Annotated in this window: 18 protein-coding genes; 3 read left to right on the top strand and 15 right to left on the bottom strand. The window is 64.8% G+C overall.

Annotated features, from left to right (window positions below; all coding sequences use genetic code 11):
• Positions 1 to 30: 30 nt before the first annotated feature.
• The gene (locus tag F753_RS31255) at positions 31 to 1,107 is read right to left on the bottom strand and encodes a GlxA family transcriptional regulator (protein ID WP_023444572.1); all 1,077 of its coding nucleotides are present in this window, start codon (positions 1,105 to 1,107) and stop codon (positions 31 to 33) included.
• Between the two features lie 111 nt (positions 1,108 to 1,218).
• Here F753_RS31255 and F753_RS31250 point away from each other — a divergent pair, with 111 nt between their 5' ends.
• Positions 1,219 to 2,496, top strand: coding sequence for a tetratricopeptide repeat protein (locus F753_RS31250; RefSeq protein WP_023444571.1), 1,278 nt, complete (start codon positions 1,219 to 1,221; stop codon positions 2,494 to 2,496).
• A 37-nt stretch (positions 2,497 to 2,533) separates the two neighbouring features.
• Here F753_RS31250 and F753_RS31245 read toward each other — a convergent pair whose 3' ends face one another.
• The 4 genes from F753_RS31245 to F753_RS31230 form a co-directional block, all read right to left on the bottom strand.
• Positions 2,534 to 3,151, bottom strand: coding sequence for a TPM domain-containing protein (locus tag F753_RS31245; RefSeq protein ID WP_023444570.1), 618 nt, complete (start codon positions 3,149 to 3,151; stop codon positions 2,534 to 2,536).
• Positions 3,152 to 3,169: 18 nt separating this feature from the next.
• Positions 3,170 to 3,913 (bottom strand): TPM domain-containing protein, encoded by a 744-nt coding sequence (locus F753_RS31240; RefSeq protein ID WP_023444569.1) that lies wholly within the window; start codon positions 3,911 to 3,913, stop codon positions 3,170 to 3,172.
• Complete coding sequence (locus tag F753_RS31235) at positions 3,910 to 4,518, bottom strand: LemA family protein (RefSeq protein ID WP_031297351.1); 609 nt, start codon at positions 4,516 to 4,518, stop codon at positions 3,910 to 3,912. Before F753_RS31235 ends, F753_RS31240 begins: the two co-directional genes overlap by 4 nt.
• A 106-nt stretch (positions 4,519 to 4,624) precedes the next feature.
• Entirely contained in the window at positions 4,625 to 5,545 is a 921-nt protein-coding gene (locus F753_RS31230) for a LysR family transcriptional regulator (protein ID WP_023444568.1), read from the bottom strand.
• A gap of 102 nt (positions 5,546 to 5,647) precedes the next feature.
• Between F753_RS31230 and F753_RS31225 the strand changes: the two genes are divergently transcribed.
• Positions 5,648 to 6,661 (top strand): zinc-binding alcohol dehydrogenase family protein, encoded by a 1,014-nt coding sequence (locus F753_RS31225; RefSeq protein WP_023444567.1) that lies wholly within the window; start codon positions 5,648 to 5,650, stop codon positions 6,659 to 6,661.
• Between the two features lies 1 nt (position 6,662).
• Here the strand turns inward: F753_RS31225 and F753_RS31220 are convergent, their stop codons facing one another.
• Together F753_RS31220 and F753_RS31215 are read right to left on the bottom strand one after the other, a co-directional pair.
• Positions 6,663 to 7,886, bottom strand: coding sequence for a CaiB/BaiF CoA transferase family protein (locus F753_RS31220; RefSeq protein WP_023444566.1), 1,224 nt, complete (start codon positions 7,884 to 7,886; stop codon positions 6,663 to 6,665).
• A gap of 131 nt (positions 7,887 to 8,017) precedes the next feature.
• Positions 8,018 to 9,199 (bottom strand): acyl-CoA dehydrogenase, encoded by a 1,182-nt coding sequence (locus F753_RS31215; protein WP_023444565.1) that lies wholly within the window; start codon positions 9,197 to 9,199, stop codon positions 8,018 to 8,020.
• Positions 9,200 to 9,372: 173 nt separating this feature from the next.
• On the opposite strand from F753_RS31215, the gene F753_RS31210 reads away from it, so the two are divergent.
• Positions 9,373 to 10,281 (top strand): LysR family transcriptional regulator, encoded by a 909-nt coding sequence (locus F753_RS31210; RefSeq protein WP_023444564.1) that lies wholly within the window; start codon positions 9,373 to 9,375, stop codon positions 10,279 to 10,281.
• 54 nt (positions 10,282 to 10,335) lie between these two features.
• Here the strand turns inward: F753_RS31210 and F753_RS31205 are convergent, their stop codons facing one another.
• The 8 genes from F753_RS31205 to F753_RS31170 form a co-directional block, all read right to left on the bottom strand.
• Positions 10,336 to 11,502: a Fic family protein gene (locus tag F753_RS31205; RefSeq protein WP_023444563.1), complete on the bottom strand. Its 1,167-nt coding sequence runs from the start codon at positions 11,500 to 11,502 to the stop codon at positions 10,336 to 10,338.
• Positions 11,503 to 11,731: 229 nt separating this feature from the next.
• Entirely contained in the window at positions 11,732 to 12,106 is a 375-nt protein-coding gene (locus F753_RS31200) for an SCP2 sterol-binding domain-containing protein (protein ID WP_023444562.1), read from the bottom strand.
• Between the two features lie 142 nt (positions 12,107 to 12,248).
• On the bottom strand, positions 12,249 to 12,521 hold the full coding sequence (locus tag F753_RS31195; RefSeq protein ID WP_003283322.1) for an HU family DNA-binding protein: 273 nt from the start codon (positions 12,519 to 12,521) through the stop codon (positions 12,249 to 12,251).
• 149 nt (positions 12,522 to 12,670) lie between these two features.
• The gene (locus F753_RS31190) at positions 12,671 to 13,855 is read right to left on the bottom strand and encodes an NAD(P)/FAD-dependent oxidoreductase (protein WP_023444561.1); all 1,185 of its coding nucleotides are present in this window, start codon (positions 13,853 to 13,855) and stop codon (positions 12,671 to 12,673) included.
• A 36-nt stretch (positions 13,856 to 13,891) separates the two neighbouring features.
• Entirely contained in the window at positions 13,892 to 14,059 is a 168-nt protein-coding gene (gene rd, locus F753_RS31185; protein WP_003283319.1) for a rubredoxin, read from the bottom strand.
• A gap of 114 nt (positions 14,060 to 14,173) precedes the next feature.
• Positions 14,174 to 15,877, bottom strand: a complete 1,704-nt coding sequence (locus F753_RS31180; protein WP_023444560.1) for an L-lactate permease — start codon at positions 15,875 to 15,877, stop codon at positions 14,174 to 14,176.
• A gap of 215 nt (positions 15,878 to 16,092) precedes the next feature.
• Positions 16,093 to 18,273, bottom strand: a complete 2,181-nt coding sequence (locus tag F753_RS31175) for a malate synthase G (protein ID WP_023444559.1) — start codon at positions 18,271 to 18,273, stop codon at positions 16,093 to 16,095.
• A 20-nt stretch (positions 18,274 to 18,293) separates the two neighbouring features.
• The gene (locus F753_RS31170) at positions 18,294 to 18,698 is read right to left on the bottom strand and encodes a heme-binding protein (RefSeq protein WP_023444558.1); all 405 of its coding nucleotides are present in this window, start codon (positions 18,696 to 18,698) and stop codon (positions 18,294 to 18,296) included.
• Positions 18,699 to 18,733 lie beyond the last annotated feature (35 nt).

Raw genomic sequence — 18,733 nt, 5'->3', positions numbered from 1 at the left:
CGATCCCGGAGGACGGCACATCCGCTGGGATCAGTGCACGGCCGGCGCCGCCTGCTGCAGCGTGGCGATGCCGTCCAGGCGCCGCGACAACACGCCGAAACGTCGCCGGTATTGCGCCGGCGTGAGGCCGACCTTGCGCCGAAACAGCCGGCCGAAGAAGCCGGCGTCCTGATAGCCGACCTCCCAGGCAATCGCCTCCACCGACAACTCACCACTTTCCAGCAGCTGCTTGGCCTCTTCCAGGCGCAGGGTATGGATGTAATCCAGCGGCGTCAGTCCGGTGGCCAGGGCGAAGCGGCGCTGGAAAGTCCGTTCCGGCAGGCCGCTGATGCGCACCATGGCGCTCACCGGCGCCTCCTCCTCGTAGTGCTGCGCCGCCCACTCCTGACAACGCGCGATCACCGGATCGGCCAGCTGCCCGGTGCGCATCATCGCGGCGTAGGCCAGTGGGCTGGTCGCATCCCAATCGAACAGGTTCATCCGCGCCACCTCCATCGCCTCCCGCGCACCGACGAAACGGGCGATGAGAAACAGCCCCAGTGCATGCCAGCTGCTGCCACTGCCAGACATCACCAGGCGCTGGCCGACGCCGGTGCTGACCAATGCCTTGTCCGGATGCCAGTGCACGTCCGGGTACTCGCGGCGCAGGCAATCGCAGTAGCCCCAGTGCGAAGTCCCTTCGCAGCCGGCCAAGAGCCCGGTACGCGCCAGCAGCATCGCCCCGGAGCAAGCCGCCGCCAACGTCGCGCCGGCCGCGTAGCGCTCGCACAGCCATTGCGCCTCGGGCGCGTAGCGATCATCGAGCGGCTCCCAGGGGCTGACCGCCAGGTTGCTGACGATCACCACGTCGGTCGGCGGTGCGTCGTCCAGACTGGCATGAGGGTGGACCGGGATATCGTTGTAGACCCGCAGCGAGCATCCGTCGCGGCTGACGATCAGCGGCAGGAAAGGCGACGCCACGTCGGCGCGGTGCAGCAGTTGCTGCCAGTCGCGACGGGCACCCAGCAGCAGATCGTAGAGGCCGAACAGCGTCGAGGCCGTACTGTCCGGCGTCGCCAGCAGGGCGACGGTCAGCGGCGGACGTTCGGCGATCTCTGAGCGGGCCATGGCGGATATAGCCGGTTTGTTTCCAGGATGACTGGGGTCCAACGTAAGCCAAACCCCGAGTATGGGCACGTTGGCCGATGCCAACGAACCGGACTCATGGAGCATAGAACAATGAAAGACGCACACGGGTACCAACTGACCGGCTGCAATAGCGAGGCGCAGGCCCTGCTCGATCAGGCGCTCGCGCAGTTCCGCTGCCTGCACGCCGAATCGCTGACAACCACCGAAGCCACACTGCAGGCCTCGCCGGAACTGGTCATGGGCCATGTCCTGCACGCCTGGCTCTACCTGCTCGGCACCGAGGCGGCCGCCCTGCCGGTGGCCCGCGCCTCGTACGAGCACGCCCTGGAGCTGCCGCACAATGACCGCGAGGCCCGCCACCTGCAGGCGCTGCGGCAACTGCTGGATGGCCGCTGGCACGCCGCCGGACGCGTGCTGGAGGACCTCAGCATCGACTACCCCCACGACATGCTGGCGCTGCAGGCCGGACAGCAGATCGACTTTTTCACCGGCGATGCGCGCATGCTGCGCGACCGCATTGCCCGTGTGCTGCCGGACTGGTCACTGGAGCTGCCTGGCTATCATGCGTTGCTCGGCCTGTACGCGTTCGGGCTGGAAGAATGCGGCGACTATCGGCTCGCCGAGCGCTATGGCCGTGAAGCAATCGCCCTGCAACCCGCCGACGCCTGGGCACAGCACGCGGTCGCCCACGTTCTGGAAATGCAGGGACGGCGCGAGGAAGGCATCGCCTGGATGCGCGGCAATCCGGGCTGGCAGCAGGACAGTATGCTGGCGGTGCACAATTGGTGGCACCTGGCGTTGCACCACATCGAGCTCGACGATTGCGGCGCGGCCCTGGACCTGTTCGACGGCCCGGTGAATGGCCATCAGAGCCCCCTGGCGCTGGAGCTGATCGACGCCAGCGCACTGCTCTGGCGGCTGCAACTGCGTGGCGTGGATGTCGGCGACCGCTGGACTGGCGTGGCCGAGCGCTGGGCCGCGATGGCGGCGGACGGCAACTATGCGTTCAACGACTTTCACGCCGCCATGGCCTTCGCCTGCGCCGGCCGCGGCGACCTGCTGGGCCTGCTGCGCGCAGCCCAGCAACGGGCCTGCGCGCGGGACGATGACAATGCGCGCTTCACCACCCAGATCGGCGCCCCAGGCGTCGAGGCAGTAGTCGCCTTCGTCGAAGGCGACAACACGCGGTGTGTGGAGCGGCTGCGCTCGATCCGCAATCAGGCGCAGCGTTTCGGCGGCAGTCATGCACAACGCGACCTGGTCGACCAGACACTGATCGCCGCGGCCGAGCGCGACGGTCAGCAGCGCCTTGCGCGCGCCCTGCAGCGCGAGCGACAGCTACTTGCCGAACAACGGCGCATGCAGTGAAAGGATGGCGCCCACGGGCGCCATCGCTGCTGGAAAGTTAAGGCAACACCACCAGCCGGTTCGGCAGTTCGTTGCGTTCGTGGGTCTTCGGCACATGCTGCGCCAACAGCGCTCCACTGGCCTCGATGCAGCCAAGAAAGCCTTCGAGCACCTGGCCCTGCTTTACCCGATCGGTGAAGCAGGCGACGACAGACTCCCATGCGGCATTGTCGATACGGCTGGAGATGCCGCGGTCGACCAGAATCTCCACGTAGCGCTCTGCTTCGGAGACGAAGATCAACACGCCGGTGTCGCCTTCGGTGTGATGCAGATTGAGTTCGATGAACTGACGCCGCGCCAGGTTGCAGGCGCGCCAGTTGCGCACCGAACGCGGGATTAGATGGCTGGTCAGCGCCGGCATGCGGAACAGCACCGCGAGCACGATAAAGGTCGCCCACTGCACCAACAGCAGCTGCCATGCGTCAAGCCAGCCACTGAAGAACAGCAGCGCTCCGGGTAGCAGCAGCGCGATCAGGCCGGCCCATAGCAGCGGGATGTAGTGGTAGTCGTCGGCCTGCGCGGCCAGCACCGTGACCAGCTCGGCATCGGTGCTGCGCTCGACGCGCTCGATCGCCTCGGCTACCTGTTGCAGTTCGCTTTCGCTCAGTAAGGTCATCGTCTATCCATCATTGATTTACCAGCCGCCGGAAGCGCCACCGCCGCCGAAACCGCCGCCGCCCCCACCGAAGCCACCGCCGCCGAAACCACCGCCGCCGCCCCGCCCCATACCGCCAAGCAACGCGCCCAGCAGCAAGGCACGACGACCGCCACCGCCGCCACCGCGCCCGCCGCCGATGACGAAGATTGCTACCAGCATGAGGAAGAAACCGAGAATCCCGAGGCCGCCGGGTTGCTCCTGCACCATCGGCATCACCGGGCGCAGCTCGGCCGGCAGCGGGTCGCCGCCAAGCACGGTGACGATCGCCTCCGCACCTTCGGTGATGCCGGCCGTGAAGTCGCCGCGCTGGAATGCCGGCGCGATGATCCGGTTGATGATGACCGAGGACTGCGCGTCGGTGAGCCGGCCTTCCAGACCGTAGCCGACCTCGATGCGAATCTTGCGATCATCGCGCGCGACGATCAGCAGCGCACCGTTGTCCTCGCCCTTCTGGCCGATGCCCCAGGTACGGCCAAGCTCCAGACCGAATTCCTCGATGCTGCGCCCGCCCAGGTCCGGCACCGTGACAACGACAACCTGCTCACCGGTCGCCTGCTCGTGGCCGGCCAGCATGCTGGTCAGCCGCGCCTCGGCCTGGGTGTCGAGCAGCTCGGCACGATCGACCACGCGCCCGGTCAGCTCCGGGACCTCGGCTTCCTGGGCGGCGAGGCTACCGGCCCAGAGCAGCAGGATCAGCAGTAGCGGAAACCTGGAGGTCATTGAAACTGCACTTGTGGCGCTTGCTCGGCATTCTCGGCGGTAGCCTCGAAGTTCTCGCGAATCGGCATGTCGCTGTACATCAGGGTGTGCCAGATACGACCGGGGAAGGTTCGAATCTCGGTGTTGTAGCGCTCGACCGCGGCGATGAAGTCGCGACGTGCCACCGCGATGCGGTTCTCGGTGCCTTCGAGCTGCGATTGCAGGGCAAGGAAGTTCTGATTGGATTTCAGATCCGGATAGCGCTCGGATACCGCCATCAGCCGGCTCAGGGCGCCGGTCAGCTGGTTCTGCGCCTGCTGGAACTGCTGCAGCTTCTGCGGATCATCCAGGGTGCTGGCATCGACCTGAATCGACGTGGCCTTGGCCCGCGCTTCCACCACCGCGGTGAGGGTTTCCTGCTCCTGACGGGCGAACCCCTTGACCGTCTCGACCAGGTTGGGAATCAGGTCGGCACGGCGCTGGTACTGGTTCTCCACCTGCGACCAGGCGGCCTTCACCTGCTCGTCATAGGTTGGGATGTTATTGACCCCGCAGCCGGCCAGAAGCCAGGACAGGAGGACGACAACCGTCAGTTGCCAGGTGTAGCGAAAACGCTGCGTATGCATGATGCGCTTGTCCATTCTGTTAACCAGTACTCAGATAAGAATAGCCAAACGCCATAAGAGTTCAGGCGCGAACAAAAAGCTCACAGCTCAAGCACGGATAACGGGTCTAAATGAGATGCCAGGGGGCGCGCGCCAACAGCGCCTTGCAACGTGTCTGCAGATGTCCATGCAGCAGCCGCACCGGCTTGCTCAACTGCGCGCGATGGGCGCAGAGCAGGCTGAGTGGCGCCGCCTCGCCAAGACAGTCCGGCAACAGCACCTGTAGACGGCCCGCGGCCACGTCGTCGGCAATGTCCAGCCAGGACTTGTAGGCCAGCCCGCTGCCGGCCAGCGCCCAGCGACGCACCACGTCGGCATCGTCACTGACCCGGTCACCCCTGACCTGCACGGTGACCGCCCGTCGTCCTTCCTGAAAGCACCAGCGGTCATGCACGCGCCCGGCGAGCATGAAGCGCAGGCAGTTGTGCGCCGCCAGCTCGTCCAGCCGTCGTGGCGCGCCGTGCCGTTGCAGGTAGGCAGGCGAAGCGCACAGCACCCGGCGGTTCTCGCCAGCGACCGGCAGCGCGACGAGGCTGGAATCCTCCGGCGCGCCATAGCGCAGGACGATGTCCACCGGCTGACGGAACAGATCGGTCAGCCCGTCGCCCAGCAGCAGGCGCACCTGCAACTGCGGATGACTCGCCTGGAATTCGTCGAGCCACGGCAGCAGCACGTTGCGCCCGAAGTCGGACGGCGCCGACAGCTGCAGCACACCACTGATCGCCTCGCGACCACCAGCGAGCGCCTGTGCCCCCTCGTCCAGGCTGGCCAGTGCCGCCCGGGCATGTAGCAGATAAGCCTCGCCCTCGGCGGTCAGACGCAGGCTGCGGGTGGAGCGCACGAACAGCCGCACACTCAGGCTCGCTTCCAGGCGCTTCAAGGCCGCACTGGCCACTGCGGGCGACACGTCGAGCCCGCGCGCGGCCGCGGAAAGGCTGCCGCTGTCGGCGGTACGGACGAACAGCTGCAGGTCGTCGATACGCAGCATTTTCAAAATCCTGTTGAAAGAGCCTCGCTTATCGCCCCGTTTTTCCGCCGAGTCAAATAAACGACCATGCCCGCACTCAACCGAACCCAATGGAGCATCAGCATGAAAGCGGTCGCCTATTTCGAATCCCTCGCCATCGACGATCCCCGTGCCCTGCAGGACGTGGAGCTACCAGAGCCGCTGCCCGGCCCGCGAGACCTGCTGGTGGAGGTGCGCGCCATCTCGGTCAACCCGGTAGACACCAAGGTACGCCGCAACACCCAGCCCGAGGCCGGTCAGCCGAAGGTGCTGGGCTGGGACGTCGCCGGCGTGGTGGTCGGGGTGGGCAGCGAAGTCAGCCTGTTCAAGGTCGGCGACGAGGTGTTCTACGCCGGCTCCATCGCCCGCGCGGGCGGCAACAGTGAACGCCATCTGGTGGACGAGCGCATCGTCGGACGAAAGCCGCAGAGCCTGAGCTTCGCCGAGGCCGCCGCGCTGCCGCTGACCGCCATCACCGCCTGGGAGCTGCTGTTCGAACGCCTGCAACTGGTGGAGGGCCATGGCGCCGGGCAGCAGCTGCTGATCGTCGGAGCCGCCGGCGGCGTCGGTTCGATCATGCTGCAGCTGGCCCGTCAGCTCACCGAGGTCAGCGTGATCGCCACCGCCTCACGTCCGGAAACCCAGGCCTGGGCGCGTGAACTCGGCGCGCACCATGTCATCGACCATAGTCAGCCGTTGTACGCCGAGCTGCAGCGCGCCGGTTTCGCCAGCGTCAGCCATGTCGCCAGCCTGACCCAGACCGATCAGCACTTCGATCAGCTGGTCGAGGCGCTGACGCCGCAGGGCCGCCTGGCACTGATCGACGATCCGGCCCAACCGCTGGACGTGATGAAGCTCAAGCGCAAGAGCCTGTCCCTGCACTGGGAACTGATGTTCACCCGCTCACTGTTCGAGACGCCGGACATGGTCGAGCAGCACCACCTGCTGCAGCGCGTCAGCCAGCTGGTCGATCAGGGCGTGCTGCGCACCACCCTCGGCGAGCACTTCGGCACCATCAACGCGGCCAACCTGCGCCGTGCCCATGCCCTGCTGGAAAGCGGCAAGGCCAAGGGCAAGATCGTGCTGGAAGGTTTCTGAGCTAGATGACGCCGGCCGCGCGCAGGCCAGCAATCTGCTCGTCATTCATGCCCAGCAGGCGCTGCAACAGCGCCTCGCTGTGTTCGCCGAGCAGTGGCGGCGGCATGCGGTAATCCACGGGTGAAGCGGACAGCCGCAGCGGGCTGGCCACCTGCGGCACGTGGCCGGCCAGCGGGTGCGGCATCTCGACGTTCAGCCCGCGGTGCTGCACCTGCGGGTCGCTGAACACCTGGGCCAGGTCGTTGATCGGCCCGCAAGGCACGCCGGCCTGCTCCAGCGCACTGACCCATTCGGCCGTAGTGCGGAACACCGTGACCTGACGAATCAGCGGAATCAGTTCGGCGCGATGGGCGACCCGCGCGCGATTGCTGGCGAAGCGCGGATCGTCCGCCCACTCCGGCCGCCCGGCGACCTCGCAGAACTTGCGGAACTGACCGTCATTGCCGACGGTGAGGATGATATCGCCATCGGCGGTGGGGAAATCCTGATAGGGCACGATGTTCGGATGGGCATTGCCCATGCGCCTAGGCGCCACGCCGGTGGTGAGGTAGTTGAGCGCCTGGTTGCCGAGGCAGGCGACCTGCACGTCGAGTAGCGCCGTGTCGATATGCTGGCCCTCGCCGCTGCGTTCGCGATGTGCCAGCGCAGCGAGCACGCCAACGGTGGCGTACAGGCCGGTGAGGATATCGGTCAGCGCCACGCCGACCTTCACCGGCCCGGCGCCCTCCTCCGCATCGCTGCGGCCGGTCAGGCTCATCAGCCCGCCTAGGCCCTGGATCATGAAGTCGTAGCCAGCACGTGTGGCGTAAGGCCCGTCCTGGCCAAAACCGGTGATCGAGCAATAGACCAGCCGCGGATTGATCGCCTTCAGGCTTTCATAATCCAGCCCGTAGGCGGCGAGCCCGCCGACCTTGAAGTTTTCCAGCAGCACATCGCACTGCGTCACCAGCTCGCGGATGATGCGCTGACCCTCGGGCCGGGTGAAGTCGACGGTCAGCGACTGCTTGTTGCGGTTGGCGGTCAGGTAATAAGCCGCCTCCGAGGTGTTCTCGCCGTGCTGATCCTGGAGATAGGGCGGGCCCCAGTGACGGGTGTCGTCGCCAGTGCCGGGGCGCTCGACCTTGATCACCTCGGCGCCGAGATCACCGAGAATCTGCCCGCACCAGGGTCCGGCGAGCACGCGGGACAGGTCGAGCACGCGGATATGGGACAGGGCGCCGGGCATGGAAAACCTCACAGGCTATTGGAAGGTGAAAGCACCCTCGCCCGGTAGGAGAGGGCCTGGGTGAGGGAACCATTAGCAGTGCCAAGCACCCTCACCCCCAGCCCCTCTCCCAGAGGGAGAGGGGAGCAGTTTCAGAAGAACGCCTGAATGCCGGTCTGCGCGCGACCGAGGATCAGCGCGTGCACATCGTGGGTGCCCTCGTAGGTGTTCACCACCTCCAGGTTGACCAGGTGCCGGGCCACGCCGAACTCGTCGCTGATGCCGTTGCCGCCCATCATGTCGCGCGCCATGCGCGCCACGTCCAGCGCCTTGCCGCAGCTGTTGCGCTTCATGATCGAGGTGATTTCCACCGCGGCGCTGCCATCGTCTTTCATCCGGCCGAGGCGCAGGCAGCCCTGCAGCCCCAGGGTGATCTCGGTCTGCATGTCGGCCAGCTTCTTCTGGATCAGCTGGTTGGCGGCCAGCGGCCGGCCGAACTGCTGGCGGTCGAGCACGTACTGGCGCGCGGTGTGCCAGCAGAACTCGGCGGCGCCGAGTGCGCCCCAGCTGATGCCGTAGCGAGCACTGTTCAGGCAGGTGAACGGCCCCTTCAGCCCGCGCACATCGGGGAAGGCGTTCTCTTCCGGGCAGAACACGTTGTCCATGACGATCTCGCCGGTAATCGAGGCGCGCAGGCCAACCTTGCCGTGGATCGTCGGGGCGGACAGCCCTTCCCAGCCCTTCTCCAGCACGAAGCCGCGGATTTCGCCGGCGTCATCCTTGGCCCAGACCACGAAAACATCGGCGATCGGGCTGTTGGTGATCCACATCTTGCTGCCGGACAGGCGATAGCCGCCGTCGACCTTCTTCGCCCGGGTGACCATGCTGCCCGGGTCTGAGCCATGGTTCGGTTCGGTCAGGCCGAAGCAGCCGATGTATTCGCCACTGGCGAGCTTGGGCAGGTACTTCTGTCTGGTCGTCTCGTTGCCGAACTCGAAGATCGGCACCATAACCAGCGAGGACTGCACACTCATCATCGAGCGGTAGCCCGAATCGATGCGCTCGACCTCGCGGGCGATCAGGCCGTAGCACACGTAGTTCAGGCCGCTGCCGCCATAAGCTTCGGGAATGGTCGCGCCGAGCAGGCCGGTTTCGCCCATCTCGCGGAAGATCTCCGGATCGGTCTGTTCATGGCGGAAAGCTTCCAGCACCCGCGGCGCCAGCTTGTCCGCGGCGAATTGCGCGGCGCTGTCGCGCACCATGCGCTCTTCTTCGGTCAGCTGCTGATCGAGCAGCAGCGGGTCGATCCAGTTGAAGCTTGCTTTGCCGGCCATTCGGGGCTCCTCTTGTTGTCTTCGGCGCCGCGGTGACGCGGGCGGGATGAGCTGATCCTAGGCGCCGCGATGGCGCGTCGCAAACGAGGATTTCGCACCGAACTGTGCGTTTCCCTCACTCCGAGATAAGCTCTGCGTCCATTAGCAGGCTTATCCCATGAGGTCTTTGCATAATGCGTCGCAAGATTCCCAGCACCGCCGCGCTGATCGCCTTCGAGGCCGCCGCCCGTCACGAGAGCTTCACCCGCGCGGCCGACGAGCTGGCGCTGACCCAGAGCGCAATCTGCCGACAGATCGGTGGGCTGGAGGAATTCCTCGGCCTGGCGCTGTTCCGCCGTTCGCGACGCGGCGTAAAGCTGACCGCCGCCGGCCAGTCCTACGCCCGCCGCATCGCCGCGCAGCTGGACGCGGTGGAACGCGACACGCTGTCGGTGATGGGCCAGCAGGGCGCGATGAGCCTTGAGCTGGCCGTGGTGCCGACCTTCGGCACCCAATGGCTGGTGCCGCGCCTCAGGCATTTCCAGGCGCTGCACCCGGAGATCACGGTGAACCTGACCAACCGCACCCGGCCCTTTCTCTTTGCCGATACCGAGTTCGATGCTGCCATCTACTTCGGCGATGCCGACTGGTCCGGTACCGAGGCGCACTACCTGATGCCCGAGGACCTGCAGCCAGTCTGCAGTTCGGCCCTGCTGTGCGACGGTCAGCCGTTCACGACTCAGGCCCTGGCCGAAATGCCGCTGCTGCAGCAGACCACCCGACCCTATGCCTGGCGCCAGTGGTTCGATTCGTTGGGGTTGAAAGTCGCCCGCGACATGACCGGTCCGCGGCTGGAGCTGTTCTCCATGCTGGCGCAGGCGGCCGAGCATGGCATGGGGGTGGCGCTGATCCCGCCGTTCCTGATCCAGCGGGAACTGGCCGAGGGACGGCTGGTGCTGGCGCATCCGCACGCCTATCGCAGCGAGACGCGGGCGTACTACCTGATGATTCCGGAGCGCAAGGTGGAGTCGGCAGGATTGGTGGCATTTCGGGATTGGTTGAAGGAGGAAGCGAGGGATTGGCGGGAGTGGGCAAGCTCCTAACGAACTCATCGCCGCCCCAAGAGAACCAGGCAGCTAACCTTAATAGGCAGCCACTTATGGCCGTGCCGCTACGACAGGCTCAGGAATAAAGCCTTCGGCCGTCAACGTACGAATGACGCCCCGAAGCAGGTAGTTGTTCGTGAAGCCCAGTGTGTACTGACGGGAGTTGGGCTGGATCGGGACCAGCATTCGTCTGTCCACCAGTTTCTTGATTTGATAGGTCCGCTGCGGCCCGTTCAGGTCCGGCATCGCATCCGCTAGGTCTCCAGACTTCGCCACGCCGCTGTCAGTGTCCAGAAGTCGACGAAGAATTGAGTGCTCCTGGCCGGTGATGTGTTCTCTCTCGCGAGAGAAGGCGAGTGCCGGCTGCAGGATTCTGGCTTTAAGGTAGCCATAGTCGCACAGCCGATCGACCTTGCTCAGCTCTGTGAGGATGCCTTGGAGTACGTAGATACACCACCGTTCCAGGCCTTGCTGTGTACCGCGATCAGCCTCGCCCAGCATCTCGTAGTAACGCTCACGATCATTGCAGAACACTGCAGTGGGGTTCAGCAGTCGACCGCCGGCGGAGACATCGAATCCATACTTGATGAGCATCAGGTACGTCAACAAACGAACCACCCGCCCATTGCCATTGGTGAACGGGTGAATCCATCCGAATCGGTGGTGCGCGAGCGCCACTTTCATAAGGTGGTACTTCTGCGGATCGTGCGCATTGATGAACGCCACCAACTCATCCATGTACCCACCAACTTGCACGGCGTCCGGCGGGAGGTGCTCCGATTGCGCAATGCGAACCTGGGTCGTCCTGAGCTGACCGGGAGTCCGGTCTCCCTCTCTGTCGAGCCCCCCTACAGTAATGGCGTGCAATTCTCGAACGAGATGTAGGCTGACGTCGTCTCCTTCCTTGAAATGCTGCTCGATGAAGCTCATGGCTCTCTCGATGTTGGAGATTTCGCGCAGTTGGTCGGTAGCCGTGTCATCTCCCTCCATCTTGCTTTCCACATAATCAGCGAGGGTTGTGTGGTTGCCTTCAATGCGGGCAGATCCGAGGCTTTCCAGGATATGGAAAACGTTCTTGAGCTGGAAGAAAAGGCTTGCTGGAGTCGTCCCCGCCAGCCTGTAGCGTCGTAGGTGCTCCAGCTCATTCAAGACATCGACAAGTGGTGAATCGAAGGCTGGATTGAGGAGAGCCAAGTCGTGATGAGTGAAATTCGGCATGTTGAAAATCTCCAACTCGCTCAACAATTAAGTCGACACAATGCCACGCAAACCCGTAAAAATACTAGCCAATGTCAGGATTCAATCCACACCACAAGTCAACTCATGCATTCAGCGAACTTAAATCTGAGTGACGACCAAGTCAAAGCTGATCCGCTCAGGCATGGACGCCCTACGCGGTTTTCCACCTACGGTTCTTGGCCGGACATGAGAAGGTGACGCGGCAGGGTCACTTCTTCTTACGAGGCTTCAGATACTTCATCAATCCCTGAAACCACATCACCAGAGCCGGATTCCCCTGGATCTGGATGTCCTTGTTCTGAATTCCCTGCATGAACGCCAGCTGCTTGTTCTTCGCCGTCATGGTAGCGAAGCCATAGGCGGCATTTTTGAACCCCAGGGAGAAAGCCGGCTCGCTCGCAGGACCGCGCTTGCTGGTGACGCGCTGGTTCTTCACCACGAAATGCCGGGCGACCTTGCCGTCCAGAGTGTGCAGCTGGAAGCTCAGGTCCTTGTCGCCCAGCTGCTGCTGGAACTCGGGATTGGTGCGGCTGGCCTTGGCCATCAGGCGGCCCAGCATCCAAAGCAGAAAGCGGAATTTCATGACGTGTAGTCCCGACCGGTACGAGAGGAAGGCCGCATTGTAGTGGCTTGATCGGCGGGGGGAAGGACGGGTACGAACGGGTCTGGGGCGGACCGGCTGGTCAGGTTTACCCGGAGCCGATCGGCTCCGGGTCGGCGCAGCGTCAGTTGACGGCGTCTTTGAGCATCTTGCCCGGTTTGAACGCGACGGTATTGCTGGCCTTGATGGTTACCGGTTGCCCGGTCTGCGGGTTTTTCCCGGTGCGGGCACCACGGTGGCGCTGAACGAAGGTGCCGAAACCAACCAGGGTCACGCTGTCCTTGCGGTTCAGCGCGTTGGTGATTTCATCCAGCACGGCGTTGAGTACGCGATTGGCCTGGTCCTTGGACAGATCGGCCTTCTCGGCAATGGCTGCGGCGAGTTCCGGTTTACGCATTGGGAGCCTCTGAGACGTTTTTGTTGTTGTGTCCGTACTGTTCACAAGAACAGCGCTAAAGGCGCTGCAACAGCTCTAGGCTGGGGCAGACCCATGGAGAATGGCACGGCGCTAGCACCTGCGCCAGTCCCTGTAGGCGGCTCGCCAGCTCAGCCGGGGGACTTTAGCGACAGCATTTGCGGTAGTTCCGCCAGCACCGGCGGCAGCTGCTTGTTCAGCCCCAGCCGCTCCTGCACCGCCGCGCCGGTCAAGGCGTAGCCGAGCAGCTGCCCGGAGGCACCGAGATAGAGCGCTTTCACATCATTCCCCTGGGCCTCGACGGTCCACTCGCCTGCGCTACCGGCAGCGGGCAGTGAGACCACCACCGGGCATGCCGGGGTCTTTACGGTGACCGGCATGGGGCCATAACTGACAAAGGTAGGATTGCCAAACAGCGTTTTAGCCAGGGCCCGCGCACCGGCCATCAGCGGCATCACGTAGAGCAGGTTCAACCCCTCCACTTCCGCGCAATCGCCGAGGGCGTAGACGTGGGCCGCCGAGGTCTGCAGCAGGCGATCAACGACGATGCCGCGCTTGACCTCAAGCCCCGCCTCGGCAGCCAGCTCGGTGCGCGGGCGCAGGCCAACGGCGCTGACCACCAGATCGCAGGCCAGCCGATTGCCATCGGAAAGCTGCGCCTGCAGGCCGTCGTCACTGCGTTCGAGGCGCTGCAACGTTGCGCCCAGGTGGAAGCGCGCGCCGATGCCCTCCAGGCCACGCCTTACCGCCTGGGCCGCCTGCAGCGGTAGCAGGCCGGGCATGACCTGCTCGCTCGGCGCGACCAGATCGACCTCGTGGCCGCCCAGCAGCAGGTCGTTGGCGAACTCGCAGCCGATCAGCCCGACACCGAGGATCAGCACGCGGCGCTTGCCGGCGACGGCGGCGCGGAAGCGCCCGTAATCGTGCAGGTCGTTGATCGGGAATACCGCGTCGGCGGCATCGCCTGCGACCGGCACCTGGATCGTCTGCGCGCCCCAGGCCAGTATCAGATCGCGATATGAGACCGGCTCATTGCCGATCCACACGCGCCGATTCGCCGGATCGAGGCGGGTGACGCGGGTATGGATGCGAATCTCGGCGTTCAGCTGCTCGGCCATGGCACCGGCGGTGGCCATGCCCAGGCTCTCGGCGTTCTTGTTGGCGGCGAAACCGGTGGACAGCAGCGGTTTGGAATAGGAGCGCCCGTCATCGGCGGTAATCAGCAACAGCGGCGTCTGCGTGTCCAGCTTGCGGATTTCACGGGCCAGATTGTAGCCGGCCAGGCCGGTACCGATGATGACTACAGGTGCGCTCACGTCATGTCCTCGTATGGGTGGTTGGCGATACGGTTTTCAGCCGATGGCGATCATTTCGAAGTCCATCTTGCCGACACCGCAGTCCGGGCAAACCCAGTCTTCCGGCACGTCTTCCCAGGCCGTCCCGGGCGCGATGCCTTCTTCCGGCACGCCCAGCGCTTCGTCATAGATGTAGCCGCACACCACACATTGCCATTTCTTCATGGGTAACCTCGATGCTCTTTCGACTGCGACGCACGCTATACCAGAACAGCGCGCCGCACCAATCCCACAAATGAAAACGGGCGGCCTGGGCCGCCCGTCGCGATACCGCCAGGCTTAGCCTGCGGTACCTGCCAGCGGATCGCTGATGCCCATCAGGTAGAACCCGATCAGGCCGATGGTGCCGGCCAGGATGAGGTAGTACAGGGTCGGCAGCATGGTCTTGCGCAGGGTGATCCCTTCGCGACCGAGCAGGCCGACGGTCGCCGAGGCCGCCACCACGTTGTGAATGGCGATCATGTTGCCCGCCGCCGCACCCACCGACTGCAGCGCCACCATCAGTGCACCGGACAGGCCGAGCAGGCCAGCGGTGTTGAACTGGAACTGCGACAGCATCAGGTTGGACACGGTGTTGGAACCGGCGATGAAGGCGCCCAGCGCACCGACTGCCGGAGCGAAGAATGGATAGACCGAGCCGACGCTGTTGGCCACCAGCTGCGCCATGGCCACCGGCATGGACACCAGATCGGAGCCATTGACGCCGGAGTTGATCAGGATCCGCACCATCGGAATGGTGAAGATCAGCACGAAGCCCGCGCCAAGCAGGGTCTTGCTCGACTCGGAAATCGCCGCGCCCAGCTCGCCGGCCTTCATCCGATGCAGGAAGAAGGTGATCAGCACCACGATGCAGAGAATGCCACCCGGCAGATACAGCGGCTCCAGCGTACCGGACACACCGGTCTCACCAAGGATGTCCTTCCAGCCGAAGGTGAACGACATCAGCAGCGCCTTGAAGTCCGGGAATACCCGCGACGCCACCAGCAGTGCTGCGAGGATCAGATACGGCGCCCAGGCCATCGGCACCGAAATCGGCGTCTTGCCGGCGACGTCCTCGATCTTCATCTCGATCTTGCCCATCCACTCGGATGGCCACTCGCTCGCCGGGGCGAAATCCCAGCTGTCCTTGGGCAGCAGGAAACCGGCCTTGGCCGCCGGCACGACGATGGCCAGACCGACCAGCGCACCGATCATCGACGGGAATTCCGGACCGAGGAACACACCCGCCGCGGCATACGGAATGACGAAGGCCAGACCGGTGAACACCGCGAACGGCGCAATCGCCAGACCTTCGGTCCAGGATTTGTTGCGACCGAAGTAGCGGGTCATGATGCTGATCATGATCAGCGGCATGAGAATCCCGCACAGCGCATGGATGATGGCGACGCGCGAGAAGATCAGGTGGAAGAACACCTCCCAGTTACTGCCCACCGCTGCCAGCTGCTCGCTGATACCGGTCTTGTCCAGCCCCGCACCGACGCCGACCAGAATCGGCGTGCCCACCGCGCCGAAGGACACCGGCGTGGACTGCACCATCATCCCCATGACCACTGCCGCCAGCGCCGGGAAGCCCAGCGCGACCATCAGCGGCGCCGCCACCGCGGCCGGGGTACCGAAGCCCGAGGCCCCCTCGATGAAGCAGCCGAACAGCCAGGCGACGATCAGCACCTGGACCCGACGGTCAGGGCTGACGTTGGAGAAGCCGCGCCGAATCGAACTGATTCCCCCGGAGTGTTTCAACGTGTTGAGCAGCAGAATCGCACCGAAGATGATCCAGAGGATCGCCGCGGTAAGGATCAGGCCCTGCAAGGTCGAGGCGATGACCCGGTTGAGGGTCATGTCCCAGGCCAGCAGACCGATCAGCGCAGTGAGGACGAATACCAGCGGCATGGCGTACTTGGCCGGCCAGCGAAAGCCGATCAGCAGCACACCCGCCAGCACCAGCGGCACGAAGGCCAAGATGGACAGTAGTGTTTGACTCATTTGTTGGGTCCCTGTGTTTTTGTTGTGAACCGCTTCTAATGTGTCCGGGCGTGCCCGGTGCTTCGCATGAAACGCCCCCACGCGGTGCGTCTCGCGGCGCCGAGGCCGTAACCTCGACGCCAATGCTCGAAAGCCCCGGACGCCGTGGGGCGTCTGGGGCTGTTGCCCAGCACCGCATGCGCCAAGCCTCTGGCAGCACGCGGCCTCCTAGCCGGTCAGGCCTGGCTGGCCTTGTAACGCTGGCGCCAGGCGTGCAGCAGAGGCTCGGTGTAGCCGGCCGGCTGCTCGCGTCCCTTGAACACCAGATCACAGGCCGCCTGGAAGGCCGCCGACTGAGTGTAGTCGGCGGACATGGCGCGATAGAGCGGATCGCCGGCATTCTGCTGGTCGACCACCTTGGCCATACGTTCCAGGGTTTCCTGCACCTGCTCGCGAGTCACCACGCCATGGTGCAGCCAATTGGCCACGTGCTGGCTGGAGATACGCAGGGTGGCGCGATCTTCCATCAGGCCGACGTTGTGGATGTCCGGCACCTTGGAGCAGCCGACGCCCTGCTCGACCCAGCGCACCACGTAGCCGAGGATGCCCTGGCAGTTGTTGTCCAGCTCCTGCTGCTTCTCCTCGGCGCTCCACTTGTCCTCGGCGACCACCGGGATGGTCAGCAGGTCGTTGAGCAGTTGATCGCGCTCGGCGGCCAGATCGACCTTTTCCAGCTCGCTCTGCACGGTCTGCACGTTCACCTGGTGATAGTGCAGCGCATGCAGGGTGGCGCCGGTCGGCGACGGCACCCAGGCGGTGTTGGCACCGGATTTCGGATGGCCGATCTTCTGCTCGAGCATGGCCGCCATCAGGTCCGGCATGGCCCACATGCCCTTGCCGATCTGCGCCTTGCCGCGCAGGCCGCAGGCCAGGCCGACCAGCACGTTGTTGCGCTCGTAGGACTGGATCCACGGAGTGGACTTCATGTCGCCCTTACGCAGCACAGGGCCGGCTTCCATGCAGGTGTGCATCTCGTCGCCGGTACGGTCGAGGAAGCCGGTATTGATGAAGGCCACGCGGTGCTTGGCGGCCGCGATGCAGGCCTTGAGGTTGGCGCTGGTACGGCGCTCCTCGTCCATGATGCCCATTTTCAGGGTATAGCGAGGCACACCGATCAGGTCCTCGACGCGACCGAACAGCTCGTCGGCGAAGGCGACTTCCTTCGGCCCGTGCATCTTCGGCTTGACGATGTAGACGCTGCCGGTGCGCGAGTTGCCCTTGCGCTTGAGGTCATGCTTGGCGATCAGGCTGGTGAACACGCCGTCCATGATGCCTTCGGGAATCTCGCGGCCGTCTTCCAGCAGGATCGCCGGGTTGGTCATCAGGTGACCGACGTTGCGGATGAAGAGCAGCGAGCGACCGTGCAATTTCAGCTCACCACCGTTGGGCGCGCTGTACTCGCGGTCCGGGTTCAGGCGGCGGACGAAGCTCGAGCTGCCCTTGGCAACTTCCTCGCTGAGGGTGCCCTGCACGATGCCCAGCCAGTTGCGGTAGGCCAGCACCTTGTCGTCGGCATCCACCGCGGCGACCGAGTCTTCGCAGTCGAGGATGGTGGAAACGGCGGATTCGACCAGCAGGTCCTTCACGCCGGCAGCATCGGTCTGGCCGATCGGGCTGTTCGGATCGAACTGGATCTCGACATGCAGGCCATTGTTTTTCAGCAGCACGGCCTTCGGCTCGACCGCTTCACCCTGGAAGCCGACGAACTTCTCCGGCTGTTGGAGCCCGGTGACGCTGCCGTTCTCCAGGGTGACCTTCAGCTGGCCGTCCTGCACGCGGTAGGCGGTAGCGTCGGCGTGGCTGCCTTCGGCCAGCGGCGCGGCCTGATCGAGGAAGTTGCGCGCGTAGGCGATGACCTTGGTGCCACGGACTTCGTTGTAGCCCGGGCCCTTCTGCGCGCCGCCCTCTTCGGAGATGGCGTCGGTGCCGTAGAGCGCGTCGTACAGCGAGCCCCAACGGGCGTTCGCGGCGTTCAGCGCATAGCGCGCGTTCATGATCGGCACCACCAGCTGCGGGCCGGCCTGGGTGGCGATCTCGCTGTCGACGTTGGCGGTTTCGATCTTCACCTCGCCCGGCACCGGCAGCAGGTAGCCGATGGATTCGAGGAACGCGCGGTAGGCCGCCATGTCCTTGATCGGGCCTGAGTTGGCCTTGTGCCAGCTGTCCAGCTCGACCTGCATGCGGTCGCGCTCGGCAAGAAGCTCACGGTTCTTCGGCGCCAGGTCATGGACCAGGGCGTCCAGGCCCTGCCAGAAGGTGGCAGCTTCGATACCGGTGCCCGGCAGGACGTCGTCTTCGATGAAACGCTGCAGATTGGCCGCGACTTGCAGGCGGCCCAGGGTTACACGCTCGGTCATCTGTCGTTCTCCTTGTCTGTTCAGTTGGCCAGAGCGGCGACGCCGGCCTTGGCGATCTGGGCGTCCTGCGTGGCGGTCACGCCGGACACACCGACCGCGCCGATCACCTGGCCGTCGACCACCACCGGCACGCCGCCTTCCAGCGAGCAGACCACCGGCGCGGAGAGGAAGGCGCTGCGGCCACCGTTGACCATGTCTTCATAGCCCTTGGTTTCGCGACGGCCGAGCGCCGAGCTGCGGGCCTTCTCGGTGGCGATGTAGGAGGCGATCGGCGCACAGCCGTCCAGACGCTCCAGCGCCAGCGGATGGCCGCCGTCATCGGCGACGACGATGGTCACGGCCCAGCCGTTGGCCTGCGCTTCGGCACGGGCGGCGGCGAGGATGGTGGCGACTTCGGTCTGGCTCAGTACGGCTTTGCTTTTCATCTCGATTCTCCTGTCTTCGTATTTCGGTTGTTCGC

The sequence above is a fragment of the Stutzerimonas chloritidismutans AW-1 genome, assembly GCF_000495915.1.
GTDB lineage: Bacteria > Pseudomonadota > Gammaproteobacteria > Pseudomonadales > Pseudomonadaceae > Stutzerimonas > Stutzerimonas chloritidismutans.
The sequence above is the reverse complement of the archived record's forward strand: the minus strand, read 5'-3'. Positions and strand labels throughout refer to the sequence as shown.

What these genes read in the sequence shown, in the direction of transcription:
- F753_RS31245 (WP_023444570.1), bottom strand. Translation starts at nt 3,151, where the DNA reads ATGACCTTACTGAGCGAAAGCGAACTGCAACAGGTAGCCGAGGCGATC.
- F753_RS31215 (WP_023444565.1), bottom strand. Translation starts at nt 9,199, where the DNA reads ATGGCCGGCAAAGCAAGCTTCAACTGGATCGACCCGCTGCTGCTCGAT.
- F753_RS31220 (WP_023444566.1), bottom strand. Translation starts at nt 7,886, where the DNA reads ATGCCCGGCGCCCTGTCCCATATCCGCGTGCTCGACCTGTCCCGCGTG.
- rd (WP_003283319.1), bottom strand. Translation starts at nt 14,059, where the DNA reads ATGAAGAAATGGCAATGTGTGGTGTGCGGCTACATCTATGACGAAGCG.
- F753_RS31225 (WP_023444567.1), top strand. Translation starts at nt 5,648, where the DNA reads ATGAAAGCGGTCGCCTATTTCGAATCCCTCGCCATCGACGATCCCCGT.
- F753_RS31200 (WP_023444562.1), bottom strand. Translation starts at nt 12,106, where the DNA reads ATGAAATTCCGCTTTCTGCTTTGGATGCTGGGCCGCCTGATGGCCAAG.
- F753_RS31210 (WP_023444564.1), top strand. Translation starts at nt 9,373, where the DNA reads ATGCGTCGCAAGATTCCCAGCACCGCCGCGCTGATCGCCTTCGAGGCC.
- F753_RS31195 (WP_003283322.1), bottom strand. Translation starts at nt 12,521, where the DNA reads ATGCGTAAACCGGAACTCGCCGCAGCCATTGCCGAGAAGGCCGATCTG.
- F753_RS31170 (WP_023444558.1), bottom strand. Translation starts at nt 18,698, where the DNA reads ATGAAAAGCAAAGCCGTACTGAGCCAGACCGAAGTCGCCACCATCCTC.
- F753_RS31240 (WP_023444569.1), bottom strand. Translation starts at nt 3,913, where the DNA reads ATGACCTCCAGGTTTCCGCTACTGCTGATCCTGCTGCTCTGGGCCGGT.
- F753_RS31205 (WP_023444563.1), bottom strand. Translation starts at nt 11,502, where the DNA reads ATGCCGAATTTCACTCATCACGACTTGGCTCTCCTCAATCCAGCCTTC.
- F753_RS31255 (WP_023444572.1), bottom strand. Translation starts at nt 1,107, where the DNA reads ATGGCCCGCTCAGAGATCGCCGAACGTCCGCCGCTGACCGTCGCCCTG.
- F753_RS31250 (WP_023444571.1), top strand. Translation starts at nt 1,219, where the DNA reads ATGAAAGACGCACACGGGTACCAACTGACCGGCTGCAATAGCGAGGCG.
- F753_RS31230 (WP_023444568.1), bottom strand. Translation starts at nt 5,545, where the DNA reads ATGCTGCGTATCGACGACCTGCAGCTGTTCGTCCGTACCGCCGACAGC.
- F753_RS31180 (WP_023444560.1), bottom strand. Translation starts at nt 15,877, where the DNA reads ATGAGTCAAACACTACTGTCCATCTTGGCCTTCGTGCCGCTGGTGCTG.
- F753_RS31235 (WP_031297351.1), bottom strand. Translation starts at nt 4,518, where the DNA reads ATGCATACGCAGCGTTTTCGCTACACCTGGCAACTGACGGTTGTCGTC.
- F753_RS31175 (WP_023444559.1), bottom strand. Translation starts at nt 18,273, where the DNA reads ATGACCGAGCGTGTAACCCTGGGCCGCCTGCAAGTCGCGGCCAATCTG.